General features: G+C 47.9%; 14 protein-coding genes and 1 riboswitch. Of the genes, 5 read left to right on the plus strand and 9 right to left on the minus strand.

Features of this window, described 5'->3' with window-relative positions; all coding sequences use genetic code 11:
- The first annotated feature begins 126 nt into the window (after nucleotides 1-126).
- The 3 genes from ASG16_RS11375 to ASG16_RS11385 all read left to right on the plus strand — a co-directional run bounded on the left by ASG16_RS11375 (nucleotide 127) and on the right by ASG16_RS11385 (nucleotide 3,165).
- The gene (locus ASG16_RS11375; protein WP_048031301.1) at nucleotides 127-429 is read left to right on the plus strand and encodes an iron-sulfur cluster biosynthesis family protein; all 303 of its coding nucleotides are present in this window, start codon (nucleotides 127-129) and stop codon (nucleotides 427-429) included.
- Between the two features lie 68 nt (nucleotides 430-497).
- Nucleotides 498-1,610, plus strand: coding sequence for a site-2 protease family protein (locus ASG16_RS11380; RefSeq protein WP_056490508.1), 1,113 nt, complete (start codon nucleotides 498-500; stop codon nucleotides 1,608-1,610).
- A 217-nt stretch (nucleotides 1,611-1,827) separates the two neighbouring features.
- Entirely contained in the window at nucleotides 1,828-3,165 is a 1,338-nt protein-coding gene (locus ASG16_RS11385) for a hemolysin family protein (RefSeq protein WP_048031299.1), read from the plus strand.
- Between the two features lie 97 nt (nucleotides 3,166-3,262).
- Here the strand turns inward: ASG16_RS11385 and ASG16_RS11390 are convergent, their stop codons facing one another.
- The 6 genes from ASG16_RS11390 to atoS form a co-directional block, all read right to left on the minus strand.
- Nucleotides 3,263-4,240, minus strand: coding sequence for a cation diffusion facilitator family transporter (locus ASG16_RS11390; protein WP_056490511.1), 978 nt, complete (start codon nucleotides 4,238-4,240; stop codon nucleotides 3,263-3,265).
- 146 nt (nucleotides 4,241-4,386) lie between these two features.
- Nucleotides 4,387-4,701: a DMT family transporter gene (locus ASG16_RS11395; protein ID WP_056490514.1), complete on the minus strand. Its 315-nt coding sequence runs from the start codon at nucleotides 4,699-4,701 to the stop codon at nucleotides 4,387-4,389.
- Nucleotides 4,698-5,051: a DMT family transporter gene (locus ASG16_RS11400; RefSeq protein WP_048031296.1), complete on the minus strand. Its 354-nt coding sequence runs from the start codon at nucleotides 5,049-5,051 to the stop codon at nucleotides 4,698-4,700. Before ASG16_RS11400 ends, ASG16_RS11395 begins: the two co-directional genes overlap by 4 nt.
- A gap of 144 nt (nucleotides 5,052-5,195) precedes the next feature.
- Nucleotides 5,196-5,298: riboswitch (guanidine-I (ykkC/yxkD leader) on the minus strand.
- Nucleotides 5,299-5,376: 78 nt separating this feature from the next.
- Entirely contained in the window at nucleotides 5,377-6,699 is a 1,323-nt protein-coding gene (locus ASG16_RS11405; protein ID WP_082517242.1) for a short-chain fatty acid transporter, read from the minus strand.
- A 165-nt stretch (nucleotides 6,700-6,864) separates the two neighbouring features.
- Nucleotides 6,865-8,268: a sigma-54-dependent transcriptional regulator gene (locus tag ASG16_RS11410; protein WP_056490521.1), complete on the minus strand. Its 1,404-nt coding sequence runs from the start codon at nucleotides 8,266-8,268 to the stop codon at nucleotides 6,865-6,867.
- Nucleotides 8,268-10,091 carry a two-component system sensor histidine kinase AtoS gene (atoS, locus tag ASG16_RS11415; protein WP_056490524.1) on the minus strand — a complete coding sequence of 608 codons (1,824 nt, stop codon included), beginning with the start codon at nucleotides 10,089-10,091 and terminating at the stop codon, nucleotides 8,268-8,270. The genes ASG16_RS11410 and atoS overlap by 1 nt, the downstream gene beginning before the upstream one ends.
- Before the next feature lie 68 nt (nucleotides 10,092-10,159).
- Here atoS and ASG16_RS11420 point away from each other — a divergent pair, with 68 nt between their 5' ends.
- Nucleotides 10,160-10,630, plus strand: a complete 471-nt coding sequence (locus tag ASG16_RS11420; RefSeq protein ID WP_056490526.1) for a low molecular weight protein-tyrosine-phosphatase — start codon at nucleotides 10,160-10,162, stop codon at nucleotides 10,628-10,630.
- 26 nt (nucleotides 10,631-10,656) lie between these two features.
- On the opposite strand, the gene ASG16_RS11425 is transcribed toward ASG16_RS11420, so the two are convergent.
- From ASG16_RS11425 to ASG16_RS11435, 3 genes are all read right to left on the minus strand, one after another.
- Nucleotides 10,657-11,475 carry an alpha/beta hydrolase family protein gene (locus ASG16_RS11425; protein ID WP_056490529.1) on the minus strand — a complete coding sequence of 273 codons (819 nt, stop codon included), beginning with the start codon at nucleotides 11,473-11,475 and terminating at the stop codon, nucleotides 10,657-10,659.
- Between the two features lie 106 nt (nucleotides 11,476-11,581).
- A complete protein-coding gene (locus tag ASG16_RS11430) occupies nucleotides 11,582-11,893 on the minus strand; it encodes a hypothetical protein (RefSeq protein WP_056490531.1) in 312 nt (103 codons plus the stop codon).
- A 16-nt stretch (nucleotides 11,894-11,909) separates the two neighbouring features.
- Complete coding sequence (locus ASG16_RS11435) at nucleotides 11,910-14,243, minus strand: hypothetical protein (RefSeq protein WP_056490534.1); 2,334 nt, start codon at nucleotides 14,241-14,243, stop codon at nucleotides 11,910-11,912.
- 289 nt (nucleotides 14,244-14,532) lie between these two features.
- On the opposite strand from ASG16_RS11435, the gene ASG16_RS11440 reads away from it, so the two are divergent.
- Nucleotides 14,533-14,913 carry a winged helix-turn-helix transcriptional regulator gene (locus tag ASG16_RS11440; RefSeq protein WP_056490537.1) on the plus strand — a complete coding sequence of 127 codons (381 nt, stop codon included), beginning with the start codon at nucleotides 14,533-14,535 and terminating at the stop codon, nucleotides 14,911-14,913.
- The last annotated feature ends 81 nt before the right edge of the window (nucleotides 14,914-14,994 follow it).

Genomic DNA, 14,994 nt, shown 5'->3' on the forward strand with positions numbered 1-14,994 from the left:
CAGCCCGTTCGGCAGAGACATTTCTGACCGGACGGGTGTTTTTGGATTGCGCTTGCACCTTGAGCTTCGGGACACTACTCTGACTTGTGTTACAATGGGAGACAAGTAGCAGAAAGGAGCTAGTCCATGAGTATCACACTTATGATAGAGCCAGCGTTTTCCCTTGCCTATCAACGTTATGCCGGCTTTGTACCGGGAGATACGCTTCGATTGTATGTACGAACAAGCGGCCCCGGGACCGGTGGTATGTTTTATGCAATTGAAAAAGATGAGGCCCTCACCGACGATGCTGTGTTTGAAGTAGAGGGGTTGCGATTTGTCATTCGTCCAACTGATTTCTGGTATTTCGACGGGGGACATCTGAGCTACAATCCGCTCTATGGCGAGTACGGCTTTCACTTCACCAATCCTCGTCTGGATGGCAACTAGAACAGAAACTTCTTTTGGCTTGATTCGTAAGAAGGAATATCTGCCTATATCTTCTGGGAGGAAAAACGATGAAAAAAAGCCGTTCAGTCCTTTTGGCGATCGGTGCTTTCTTACTTGCCAATTTAAAATGGATACTTAGCATACTGAAGTTTTCGAAATTCGGGACCACGATTATATCCATGGGGATTACCTTGTGGGCGTATGCCGTTTTTTACGGATGGAAATTCGCCGTGGCGCTCGTCTATCTGATTTTCGTCCACGAAATGGGCCATGTGATCGCCGCCAAGCGAAAAGGGATCGCGACCTCACCCGCTGTCTTTATTCCTTTTGCAGGAGCCTTCATTGCCATGAAAGACATGCCGCGTGACGCAAAAACAGAGGCGTACTTAGCCTACGGTGGGCCCTTGGCGGGGATGATTGCGTTCTTGCCTGCCCTCCCGCTGTATTGGTATACGCAGGACCCTTTCTGGGGGTTGGTTATCTACCTTGGTGCCATGCTCAATTTATTTAACCTGCTGCCTATCTCCCCGCTGGATGGCGGCCGCATCGTTTCCGTCTTGTCGACGAAAATTTGGTTTTTCGGGTTAGTCGGGCTAGGTGTTATGCTGTTCGCCAACCCTGGACCGATTACTGTGTTCATTTTCATCATCGGCTTGATTACGTGGTACAACCGCCTACGTGGCAGCTATCAGCAAAAGCTCCTACAATATGAGCGCGAAAAGATTGCAGACTTCCAGCAAAGTATAGCCAAATGGCCCGAGCTGGAATCGACATGGGATATTCGCACACAAATGAATGCCGAGGTAAATGCGATCAATCAGGAAGATTTAAAGAAATTTTACGTGCCATTTTTGCAGGACAAACAACGTCTTCAGCGTGATTTCAAGCGCCTCGATAAAGTGTATGTGAACAGAAAATGGGAACTGTTCAGACTGTGGGAACGAGAGCCTGTTTTGTATTACGATTCCGACCCGAACCGACCGATCCCATCGGATACACTTCGTGATGGAGAACGTGCGGCGCAGGAGAGATTAGCCGAACTGGATGAGCAAATGCACCAGCTCACTACGTACTACGATGCACCTGCCTCTACGAAGTGGAAAGTGTTAGCTGCCTATCTCGGTCTAGCTGCTGTACTGTCAGCGTTTTTCGTCTACGCCCAACAAATTCTGCACAGGTAACCGCTTGCACTTTGCGTCGCTTGACAGAAACGGATGCCTATCTGCGGCCTTCTCCGAGCGCAAAAACGTGCGCTACGGTTATCTGAGGGTCGCTCTTTCCGACCAAAAGGGCGTAAAACGCCCCCTACGGTGGTATATCGCTTTTGTGCGTTCCACCCAATCAGAGTAAAATAGAAAATAGTACTTTCATAAAATTCCAGAGAGGATGACTTTTTACTTGGACACCGTCCCGATAGTGCTCAACCTACTGCTTGTTATATTTCTTGTTTTTCTCAACGGCTTTTTCGTAGCCGCAGAGTTCTCACTCGTGAAGGTGCGGCAAACGCGCCTGACACAGATGGTGAATGAAGGTAACAGACGCGCAGTCTATGCCCAAAAAGTAACGCATAAGCTAGACGCCTATCTATCTGCCTGCCAGGTCGGGATTACGCTCGCCTCGCTAGGACTGGGTTGGGTCGGGGAACCGGCCATTGCCCATATGATTGTGGAGCCTTTGCTTGGATCTTCAGGATTGCCTGAGTATGCGATCTCCGCGATTTCTTTTGGTGTAGCCTTTGCGATTATTACATTCCTCCACATTGTCTTGGGTGAGTTGGCTCCGAAATCATTGGCCATTCAAAAAGCAGAAATGACCTCGTTGTGGGTTGCCGCGCCATTGATGTTTTTCTATAAATTGCTTTACCCGGCTATCTGGTTCTTGAACGGAACAGCCAACGCTCTCATGAGACGACTTGGACTCGAAGCCATCTCCGAACATGAAGCAGCGCATACAGAAGAAGAAATTCGTCTTCTGGTTAACCAAAGTCACCAAAGTGGCCATATCGACCAAACCGAATTGGCTCTTGTGGAACAAGTTTTTGACTTCTCCGAAACCGTTGCTCGGGAAACAATGATCCCGCGCATTGATATGGTTTGCTTATATACGACGAATACCTTTGAAGAAAACCTGGAGATTATCCGCTCGCAGCGCCACACGCGTTTTCCGGTTGCAGCCGAGGACAAGGACAACATCATTGGTTTTGTCCATGCGACAGACTTCTACCTTTCTGCGTTACAAGACGGAAGCGTAGAGCTGGACTCGTTGGTTCGCCCTGTCCTGACCGTACCGGAAACCATGGAAATCAGTACGGTATTGCGCCTGATGCAGAAAAACCGTTCGCAGCTCGCGATTGTCATCGACGAATACGGCGGAACAGCCGGTCTCGTAACGATGGAGGATATTCTGGAAGAAATCGTTGGGGATATCCAAGATGAGTTTGACGAGGAAAGACCAGAGATTGAGAAGCTGGACAATGGCCTCTCCGTATCCGGTATGCTCGTGTTGGCTGACTTGAATGACCATCTTCCATTCGAACTCGAATCCGAAGATGTGGACACAATCGGCGGTTGGTTGTACAGCCAGCTAGAAGAAGATATCGCTGTTGGTGCGACAGTAGAATGGGAAAACCACCTGTTCACCGTGAAGCAGATGGATCACCACCGTGTCACACGCGTTCTGATTACGCGTTTGGAAAAAGATGAATCGGAGCAACAAGAACTGTTGACCGTCTCCTAATCATCACACCTTAGCACAAACCAAAGCCCTACACCTGCTTACTTGGCTGGTGCGGGGCTTTTCTGTTTCGCAAGTGAGTTTCTTCGCTCTCGTTCGTCTACGTGGTTCCCTGGCCCGTGAGCTCCTTCCAGTCGTCCACGCCGTTGTCCTCCAAAATTCCCATCGTCACATCGCTAATATCCGGGTCGGTAAGCAAGCTGTCACGAATGCGGTATTTAATATCGTCTGCCACAGCAAGACTCAGTCCTGTCCGCAATTCTACATAACTCTCCACATGGTAAAAACGACCTTCCTGTACAATCCGCATCAGGTTGATGTCCGTCACATCCGGGTCAGCAAAAATGACTTTGGCTACCCGATCCTCGATTTCTTTGGGAGCTGCAATACCAATCAAACCGACCATGTTGTCGTACCCTACCTTGAATGCCACACCTACCATGAGAATTCCGATCAGGATGGTGGCAATCCCGTCCAGCAAGGCAAAGGAAGTAAACGTAGTGACGATAACGGCAATCAGGGCCAGTAACGCACCGAGCGTTGCCACGATGTCTTCGTAAAAGACAAGCCGTGTCGGTGGAGCCGCACGTCCTACATTCCGAAAAGCGGCAGGGATGACAGCAAAGCCCTTCGCTTCCACCCGAGCTTCATGAACGATTTCGAACATGACTTTTACCAGCACGTACCCATCCACGATAACCGCCAGAGACAAAATGATGAAATTCAACCAAAAATGGCTGGATTCTGCGGGTTCGGAAATAAGGTGGAAGCCTTTGATAATGGTTTCGTAGGCCATGATAGTTACAACGATCACCGCGACCATACAGACAATGTTAATGACACGACCAAAGCCTGTTGGGAACCTCGCTGTCGGTTTTTTCTCTGCGAGTACGCTGCCAAAGAAAACGAAGAACTGGTTGACTGCATCGGCTACCGAATGCATTGCCGATGCAAACATGGCTCCACTCCCACTATAGACAGCCGCAAAGCCTTTTGCGATAGCAAGCCCAGTGTTCCCCAAAGCCGCTGTCGCCGAGGACGTATTTCCCTTTTTTAGCGTTGCCCAGAAAGAGCTCATGGTGATGCCATTCCCTCCTTGAACGAGACGATTTTCTTTACTATTCCCTATTCGCAAAGAGTGTTCCTTATGAGAAATGGAACATATACACAAAGAAAAGGCAGACATCCGAAGTGGAATATCTGCCTTTTCTTATAACTGCTACCTTATGCTACTAATTTCAATCCTGCTACTGCTATAATCACCAAGGCGATGCACAAGATTCGCAGCTTGTCTTTCGCTTCCCCATAAAACATCATCCCGACAAGGGCGCTACCTACTGTACCAATCCCTGTCCAAACCGCATAGGCTGTTCCCATCGGGATTTCTCTCATGGCGAAGGACAGGAGGAAGAAGCTGAGGGAAAAACCGCCGATCAGTACCGCAAAGGAACGGAACGAAGGTTTTTGGTTGACCTGTGTGATCCCCATCACGCCTACAACCTCAAACAACCCTGCAAAAATTAAGGATAACCATGTCATGCCACTTCACCCTCCCTCTTCGGCTTCTCTTCATGATCCGGTGTGACCAGCTTCAACCCAAGGATTCCCCCCAGAAGAAGCGCGATCAAGCCCACTTTCGTCCAACTGAACGGTTCTCCAAACAGGACCATTTCGCTAATAACGGTACCAGCCGTACCCAAACCGACGAAGATCGCATAAACCGTACTCGTCGGCAGCTTTTTCCCTGAATAGATCAAAACACCAAAGCTGATAATAATCGCTATGATGGTCAACGCCCATGACCAAAAGCTGTCGGCGTGCTTCAAGCCCGCTACCCACATGACTTCAAATACTGCTGCTACGACAACCATCAACCAATACTTCCCCATGTTCTGGCTCCCTCCTCTTTCTTTTACACGCATGGTAACGGACGTATCCGTTTTTATCGTTCCCCAAAATACATACTCATTCAAGATGGCTCAGGCTTTTTTCCGAATGCAAAAAAAGCCTCGGGTGAATACCATCACAGATATTCCTCCCGGGCTTTTATCCCTCCGTGTACACGACCGTGGTCGTGGGTTTTCTCTCGGTCCTGACCGGTCAGTGACTGACCGCGGAACCCTAGAAAACTCAGTACATATGCAGTTCTTTTCTTGGGGTAACTGTTCTTATCATATCAAAAATCACCGCGTTTGGCAATGACCGTGCGCATCGCTAAAAAAGCAAGAAACCCAAGCTGATAATGGTGCCTGTCACGATTAACATCATCAAGCAGTAGCCCATAATATCCCTCGCACCCAATCCAGCAAGAGCCAGCACAGGTAATGCCCAGAATGGCTGAATCAAGTTCGTCCACGCATCCCCCCAAGCAATGGCCATCGCTACTTTTGCATGGGAAACGCCCAGCTCAGTGGCGACAGGCAGCATAATTGGCCCCTGTACTGCCCATTGCCCTCCACCAGAAGGAATGAAAATGTTCAATAAGCCTGCACTCCAAAACGTGAACAGCGGGAAGGTAGTAGGCGTCGAAATGCTGATAAACCATTGAGAGATACTCGCTGCCAGTCCTGAAGCCGTCATCATCCCGATGATACCTGCATAAAACGGGAACTGGACGACGATCCCTGTCGTGGTTTTCACTGCTTCATTCATGGCATCCAAAAACTTGCGCGGTGTCCCATGAAGGAGTATACCCAGAAACAAGAAGCCCATGATAACGACATCCAAATTCAACTTAAAGCCTTTATCTGCAAAATAGAAAACCAAATAGATAATTCCGAGTGCTGAGACAAGAACCGAGACTAAACGGCTGTTTTCCAGTTTGGAAGCAGGAGTATTGTCGACTGCATAATCAGTTGCAGCCATTTCTTGTTGCGCGATCCCTTCGCCCGCAAATACAATCGTATCTTTTTCAGCAGGCATCATGAATCTGTTCACAATCGGGAGGACAATCATGATTACAGCCACAATGGTCAGATTCATCGGCGAAAACATCGTTTCCGTGGTAGGAATGACACCGATGATATTTTCTAAGCTGTGCTTTTCCGTAGCGATCGTCAAAGGTACAGAGCCAGCAAGCCCTCCGTGCCAGACGACAAATCCGCCATACGCACTGGCGACAAGTAATCGGTAGTCTACCTTTTCCACTTGATTGGCAAGAACGCGTGCCAATAGCGCACTGATCACAAGCCCAAATCCCCAATTGATCCAGATCGCCACACAGGAAACTAATGTGACGAGTACAATCGCTTGACCTGGTGTTTTTGCCAGTGATCCCAAGGCATTCAAGCCACGCTTACAAATATTCGTACTGGCTAGCGTATGACCCGTAATCAGGATCAAGACCATTTGCATCGTAAAGCTCAGCAAGCTCCAGAAGCCGCCTCCCCAATAGTTGACCATTTCCATCGGCGTTTTGCCATTGATGAAGATCCCGGCAACAAACACGAGGAAGGTTAAAATGACTGCAAATAAAAAGGCGTCTGGCAAATAGCGTTGCACCATGCGGACTGAAGCATTCGTTAAGGCTTGAAACACATTTTCATCCCCTTTTCCAAAAGTATTCATGTACTTGTGCTTTTTGATATAGCAAGAGGGATGCCAATCTGTTTTTCAAGGGAAATGAATGCGCTTTCAAAGAATTACTTCGTTATGCTGACTACTTTTTGCACAGTATGTCACTTGTTTGCGCACACCGGGCGATTAGTCTCTTTCATCCACTGCCGAATCCAATCCGTACATTTGCAGCTTGTAGAGCAGTGCCCGCCGTGATATGCCCAGTCTTTTCGCTGTCTGTAGCTTGTTGCCGCGTTCTTTTCGCAAGGCATGGGCAATGGCTTCCTGCTCGACTTGGGCAATGATTTCCCGCATAGTTCGTCCTTCATAGCTGATTTTGCCAAGGCCTTTGGTCTGTTCACTTACCGTGTTTTCCTGAATGGGGGATAAGACATGCTCTTGGCCGATAACTGCTCCTCTGGTCAAAACAACAGCCCGTTCGATCGTATTTTCAAGCTGACGCACATTGCCTGGCCAGTGATAGGCGATCAGAGCTTCTGTGGCAGCAGCGGATAAGCAGAGGTCATGCTTCCCTGCTTCTTTTCCATATTTGGTGAGAAAGTGACGGATAAGCAGTGGAATGTCCTCTTTTCGCTCTCGAAGCGGCGGCATGCGAATCGGAACGACATTGAGCCGGTAGTATAAATCTTCGCGGAAGAGCTCCTGGCGAATTCTTTCCTGCAAGTCACGGTTGGTGGCAGCAATCACGCGAACGTCAACCGATACCGCCTCAATGCCCCCTACCCGAATAAATACGCGATCCTGCAAAAACCGCAGCAGTTTTACCTGCAAAGAAAGGCTCAACTCTCCTACTTCGTCAAGGAACAACGTACCTCCATTCGCAAGCTCCAACAGTCCTTGCTTGCGATGAACGGCACCTGTAAATGCACCTCGTTCATATCCAAATAACTCGCTCTCCAGCAAATTTTCAGGAATCGCTCCGCAATTGACAGGAATGAGCGGTTTATCCGCCCGCAGGCTATTGGCATGGATCGCTCTTGCAATGAGCTCTTTGCCTGTGCCGCTCTCCCCTTCAAGCAAAACAGTGGCTTTAGACATCGCTACTTTTCCTACCAGCTTGTACACGTTTTGCATAGCCGGACTCAGGCCAATCAAGCTGGTTCCGCTTGGATTTGCTTGCTCTTCCTGTATGCCTTGCCCGAATTCGCCTTGCTCAAGCAGCTCTCCCTGTGTAAGTGCATGAGCAACGACTTGTTTGACCTGACCCAAGTCGAATGGCTTTTGCACATAATCAAACGCTCCCAGCTTTATTGCCTCCATGACATCACTGGCCGAACCATAGGCAGTCATCATCACGACTCTCGGGAGTCTTCCCTTTCTCTCGTTCAGACGGCGCAACGTATCCATACCATCTAAATGGGGCATACGCAGATCCAGAAGCATGACTTGCGGGCAAAAGCGTTCGACCTGCTCCAAAGCCTCTACTCCACTGCCAGCCTCCAGGAGCTCGTATCCCATTTTGCGCAGCGTAGTCGACAATGCCTTTCTCACATTGGCCTCGTCGTCTACGATCAGCACTCTGCTCGTCATCACAATCCTCCTTTTACCCGAATCGGCAGTACGACAGTGAAACAGACGCCTTCGGGGGTGTTTTGAGCAAAAATATGTCCGCCATACGCTTGCACGATCCTTTGGGAGATCGCCAGTCCAAGTCCCGTACCTGTTTGCTTCGTCGTGAAAAATGGTTCGAATACAGCCAGTAGGTTTTCTTCCGCGATAGGTGGACCGTCATTCGTTACCTGAACGTGCACATCATTGTCTATATTTTTGACTTCAATTTGGATACGACCTTCCATTGGTTTTGCTTGCAGTGCATTGTGCAGTATATTTAAAAATACCTGTTTTAATAACTCCGGTGAGGACATCACGACCGGAATATCCTCGTCACATACGAGCTGTACAATCCCCCTGCTATAGCCCTCGACATGTTCCAACAGCTTGAGTGTGTGCCGGATTACCTCCTGCACGCGCACAGGTACGTTCGACTCTTCATTGGGACGAGAAAATAACAAGAGCTCGTCAGTAAAACGGTTCAAACGCTCGACTTCCTCCACAATAATCCCTGTGTATTCCCGAGAGTCATGATCTTTTGGCCATTCCTCCTCGATGATCTGGGCGAAGGCTTTGATGGCTGTCAACGGATTGCGTACCTCATGGGCAATACTGGTCGCCCACTCACCTATGACCGCCAGTCGCTCTGCCTGAGCCAGCCTTGACTCCATCCTCCGCCATTGCGTACGATCCTCCAGCACGACGATGGCTCCCAGCACATCATCGGTGCTATTTTTCCAAATGGAAGAGCTGACCTTCAGCCACAGCACGCCTCTATCCGGATGCTGATGGCGCCACATAGCATCTCGGATGGCTCGACCGTTTTGCAGCGTATCCAACAGGATATGAAGGAGAGCCTCACTCTCTGTAAAAACTCCCGTGTAATGCATTCCCTTTGCTCGACTGGACGTGAAGCCAATCATATGTATCGCTGTCTCATTCCAAGCAATCAAATGCCCGCTTTGATCCAACGCGAGGACCCCGCTGTCCATGCTATTCATGATCGTCTCCGTGTGACTACGGCTAGCCTGCAAATCACTCGCCAAATTGTTGATCGCACCTGTAATTTCTCCAGGCTCACCGTCCATTCTCCTCAAACGAAAGGAAAGGTCTTGGCTAAGCAGCTTCAGCCCGGACTTGATCTCTGACAAAATCACTTCAAAGCGATGAACGAGCAAACCGCTGGCTGCTGCTGCGATCATACAGCCAATGCCCAAAATCGCATAAATGCTTTGTCGCATATCCGCGAGTTGTATATCAATCGTAGACATGAGCTCATTCGCCCATGCATAGCCGATCACTTGATTATTGCGAATGAGTGGAACCATGGCATTCATGATGTTTCCGCGTACTTGTTCGCCGATTACTACGTCAATCTGCCGCGTCTGCATGACACTGCGACCCGGATGGTTTTCGCCAATTGATTGTCCTATGTACAAGCTCATTTCATTGCTGGGTCCATACGTCACGATGGAATCGAGGGCTGCGGAATAATAACCGACGCCAATTCCCGAATGCGCCAGAGCAATATGATCTGTAAGCGGTTGCATTTTCTCGTTTAATGCTTGGAGCTTGTCCTCTTTTTCCGCCTTTTCTAATCCAGCTTCAACGATGATCGTGTCAAAATCTTTCGACAGCGCAAAATCCAATTGCTGCGTGATGGCGATTAGCTTTTGTTTCTTTTCCGCCAGTAAAGCCTGCTCTGCCGATTTTACCAACACGATTCCAGTAATGATAATCGGTAAAACAGTGACGACAATGACAGCTACAACAAAACGGATGCGGTACAGATATGTTTTCATTGCAAATGTCCTCCTTATGGTATTCTAACATACAGAAGCATCACACACAGGAAGAGAGGAGCGTACATATGACAACCGTTTTGTTCGTTTGTCTGGGCAATATTTGCCGCTCGCCCATGGCCGAAGCTGTATTTCGCCATCTCGTAGAGGCGGAGGGATTGGCAGGGGAAATCTCCATCGATTCAGCAGGGATCGGTGGCTGGCACGCAGGTGAACCTCCGCACAAAGGTACACAAAAGGTATTGACCGAGAATGGGATTGCGCATGACACACTGCGTGCTCGCCAAATTGTCACACAGGACTTCTCGGAGTACGACTATATCGTCTGCATGGATGAGGAAAATTTGTCCGCACTCAAGCAGATGGCTCCGTCAGGGAAAAAGGTATATCGCCTGCTCGACTTTGCCGCTTCTGCCCAGGAACAAAATGTGGAGGACCCTTACTATACGGGGCGATTCACGTATGTGTATGACTTGGTGAATGCAGGTTGCCACGGGCTGCTGAACGAAATCAAAGCCAATATCGCAAAAAAGGGATAGCCCGTCATCAGGGCCATCCCTTTTTCTTATACGGCGACCGTCTCCTTCTCAAGCAGTCGATTCAACCAGCTCTTCGTACTTGCAATCAAGCGTTTGTAGCTATCTGTCGAGGAAAAGGTATGGTCTCCCCCTACAACTACTTCTGTTTCGCAGCTCCCCCGTCTTCGCAGATGCAGCTCTCGCTCATAATGGAACATGGCATCCACCGCAATGACGTCATCCCGATTGCCATGCAGGATTAATACATCTCCCTCAAACTGCTTGGCTTGACGCAGCGGAAGAGCGGTACCCAGCGACTGGAAAAAGCGCTTCTCCAATCCGTAGCCCAAATGATCCGTTTTGCCGTATGACAGTGCGTCCTTGTATTCTTTCTCCCCCACGATCCGAACGATATCATCAAAGGGGCGTGCTACCGGTGCCCATAGGATGAGCGAGTGGATACGTTTATCCTGGCTCGCTGTCAGGACACTAACTGCACCACCCAAACTATGACCTAAGAGGCACACACGCTCCTGATCTACTTGTTCCAGTGTGAAAACATGGTCGAGAACATCACGTGTTTGTGCAAGCAGGACATCCAATCCACCTGCACCATAATTGCCGTCGCTCTCCCCGCAGCCTCCGTAATCGAAGCGCAATACGCCAAAACCGTGTGAAGCCAGTTCTCTGGCAGCTTTTACAAACAAGCGATTCACTCCAACTCGACTGCCGATAAAGCCATGGCAAATGACAACCAACGGGTACTTCACTCTGGTCTTGCCTGTTATGCATGTAGGTTCATGCAGGGTAGCCGTCAACGAAATCGTGTCGCTAGGTATTTGCAAAATCCGTTCCAAAGAACTCACCTCTTTTAATTTCAGTATTCCGAGTTGTTTACTATGATATAAACCTATTATCACTGATTCATTTTACTGTGTCAAGAAGATCATGCCTGATTGTCACTAGGCCAGGCTAAACAAGTTCTGCAATAACTGCAAAATAGATATTGCCCTCGTACTTGTCATCCCATGAACCAGACCAGTCACGAACTCCTAGTGTTGCCGTCACTGTTACTATATTAGAATTATCAGGTGTGGTCGCATCAACCTTGATGTTAACCATTCCCAGATGCTGATCTTTTTTTGGAGAAAATCCAAAATCAGTACCGGTTAATATAGCCGTTGCTTTCAAAACGTTACTGCCAAATACGATATGTTTTGAAGCAGTTCGTGGACCATCACCAGAATAACTACCAAAGCTAATGAAATCTGTTTTCATTTCCATAATATAAAATCACCTCTTACCGCTCATATATAATTGGATTTTTCACTACGATATGGATTGAAGCAGCACACTCTTGGTTATCCCTATCTACAACCTTTAAAGAAATCGTGTGTGATCCTGGTTGTAATGATCTAACATAAATCTCTTGTCCTACTCCAAGCAGTCCACCAATATCGGAGTACCAATGAAGTTTGGAGGGGTGTACGGATCCAATATCAGGTGAGAACGCATCCCCCATGAAGTGGGTCACTCGACCAAGCCAAACGATCGCTCCAGGAACTGGATTGTTAATATATACCTTGCATGGTCGCTCAGGTACTTGAAATGGTTCGCTTACTGCCATACCCGTTCGAATGCCTTCAGTAGCCAGTACCTGAAACTGGCAAGAACCTCCGCTAGGTAAATGATCAAGATCCACTTCGTATTCGGTTACTTCCATCGAAGGTGCCACAGCCCTCCAGCTCCTTCCCCCGTCGTTACTGTAACGGAGCAGGTAAGAAGCTGCTTTGTTACCGGCTTCCGTTTTCCAAGCTACACGTACTTTTCCGGAAAGTTGTTTCCCCCCTTGTGGCGACAGAATATGTACTTTAGGTGGATCACTTGGAACGTTCACTACGAGCAATTCTTTCTGCTCACAACTTCCACTTTCACCACACGTAAATACAATCTGCACTGTATGTCGGTGAAATGGGACAGGCACGTAAAAATCCAATCGGGCACTGTCAAGATCCTTGTGTGGATCCGTCAAATATATTCTTTTTGCATGCAAGACTTTGTTATGACAGTCGCGTAGCTCTATTGCGTATGGAGTCCATTCTCCCGATTCAATCGCGGGTTGGGACAGATAGTGGAAGCTCGGAAAAACTTCTACTTTTCCTCCGCGGTAAACATGAAACTTTAAAAATAAATGTTCACTCGATGCACCCTTTTTTTCTGGCAGATCCAGTCTATTTTCGGTATGAGAAATAGGCGGAAACTTTTGTTGCAATGCCTTATACGTATAGGGTGACACCCAGCGAGGGTCGCAATAGCCCATGAAATCAAATGTGTATGCCGGATCTTGTACATTCCCCAGTTCATCAATGCCAATTTCACCGATGCTCCCGGAAGGAAGTGCATCATATACTGGATAATTTGGATCAATATTCAGGGGCTTGCCACAGGGAGAGTGCATTCTTCCAAAAGCGTGTCCTATTTCGTGAGCAGCAATTTCACCATTGTAAATAAAGCCAGCTCCTACTCCACTGCGACCACACCCAATGTATTGAGTGGTTGGAACGCCTATAGGTAACAACCCATAGTAAACATCCCCGGTATCTCCCCTCATTTCACTAAGTTTCCCAAGTAGGTCATTCCAACCGTCACCACACCCATCACCAGATTTCTCTGTCAGGTCACCATCGAAATCAATGATGTCAAAGCCTGTAATAAAGACTCGGCACGGATATACTTTCCGAACATAACTGAGCGTACTGCTTAACGCAATTTCATTGGGTGCAGCAAGGTTAGGTTGCTTACCAGTGTACCGAATACCAACTCCTCTTACCCGTAATGGCGACACCTCCGCAAACGTTAGTGTGTTTTGAAATCTCCCGCTAAAATAGCCCGGTTGATTCGGTTGTAACACGTCAAATACCCGAATGCGATAATCAACATTCCCTACGCAGAGAGCACCCGGAATCAAAAAATTCAACGTGTCATCAGGATTTCGGCGGTTGATGGAAGAGTCTGTTTTAGGAACAAGAGGTCCATTTATTGGACTTATGGGAGTCCAGTTTCCACTCCCTGGGAGACGAACTTCCAATAAACCCGAAATCCTCCCAATCACCGGACGTGTTGGATCTGACTGTGTATCTATATAAACACGTAAAACTGTATTCTTCCCAGCAACCAAGCCAATGGAGTTGTCGGGTTGTGCTGTAGCAGGATCAAGATGTAACTGAGAGCGGAAAAATTGAATGGCTTGGTTGTGTTCCACTCCTGTTATAGAAAGATTCGAAGGAACAACTCCCGTTTCTAATTCCGTCAGTAACACAAATTGTATGCTTCCCTCATATAGATCGTCCCAATTATCGCTCCAATCGCGCACACCAAATGTACCTTCGACGATAACAACGTCATCATCTACCCGTGTATCCAGACGAATATTTACATTCCCTAGATGATGGTCACCTATACGAAAACAAGTAAGACCAGTACATATCTCAATAGGTGAGAATCCAAAATTAGTCCCTATTAATCCGGCAACAGCCTGACTTACTGTTTGGTTAAAGTTAAAAACTACCTCTGCTTTTCGTGGCCCTATTCCTTTTATACTAGGAAAACTCAAAGATCCAGTACGAATTTCCATACTTGTTTCCTCCTTTTTTAGAGTATGTCTTACAGTTAATGGAATTTATTCGTTTGTGTTTAAAAATAGCTTTCTTTTGCCCATGTGAAGGGACGCCAAAAAGGTTGCCTGTATCTACTGGCAACCTGAAATGTTCATAAATCATTTGAAAACAGTCCTATTTCAATGCAATGCGGTATAATTGAATGGCTTCAACAAGGCTTATTATGGATGCCATCGTGGAGCAACATAAAAATGTACTTTTTTGATTAAGCCAGTGCACCGAAGATAGGATTGTGAGGAGAAAACTATGTCCGACTTGCGGAAAGAAACCTTGGAAAAAATAAAAAACGGTGATTTCACCTGTTCCAAGGAGCTGACCTTGTCTATGTTCAGCGGAAAGTGGAAAGTCGTGATTCTGTGGCATTTAGGCGTAGAAGGCCCGCATCGCTTTAGCGAGCTGCAACGGCTGTTTCCAAAAATCACACATAAAATGCTGACGAATCAGTTAAAAGAACTAATCGAAGACGGAATTGTTCACCGGGAAGTATACCCGGAGGTTCCCCCGCGCGTGGAGTATTCCATGACGGAGTTGGGGATGACTCTGTTGCCCATTGTGGAAATGATGTATGAGTGGGGCGAAATGCGGATGGGGCAGTTGAAGCTGGCGTTGGGGGAGGCTTCTGTGTAGCTGTTGTGGTGGGGAGGAAACAGGAGAAAACGCTCAGATTCTTGGAACACCTTCGCGGGAGCAGGGGTGCCCGGCTCCGTG

The organism is Brevibacillus sp. Leaf182 (genome assembly GCF_001423865.2).
Lineage (GTDB): Bacteria > Bacillota > Bacilli > Brevibacillales > Brevibacillaceae > Brevibacillus > Brevibacillus brevis_C.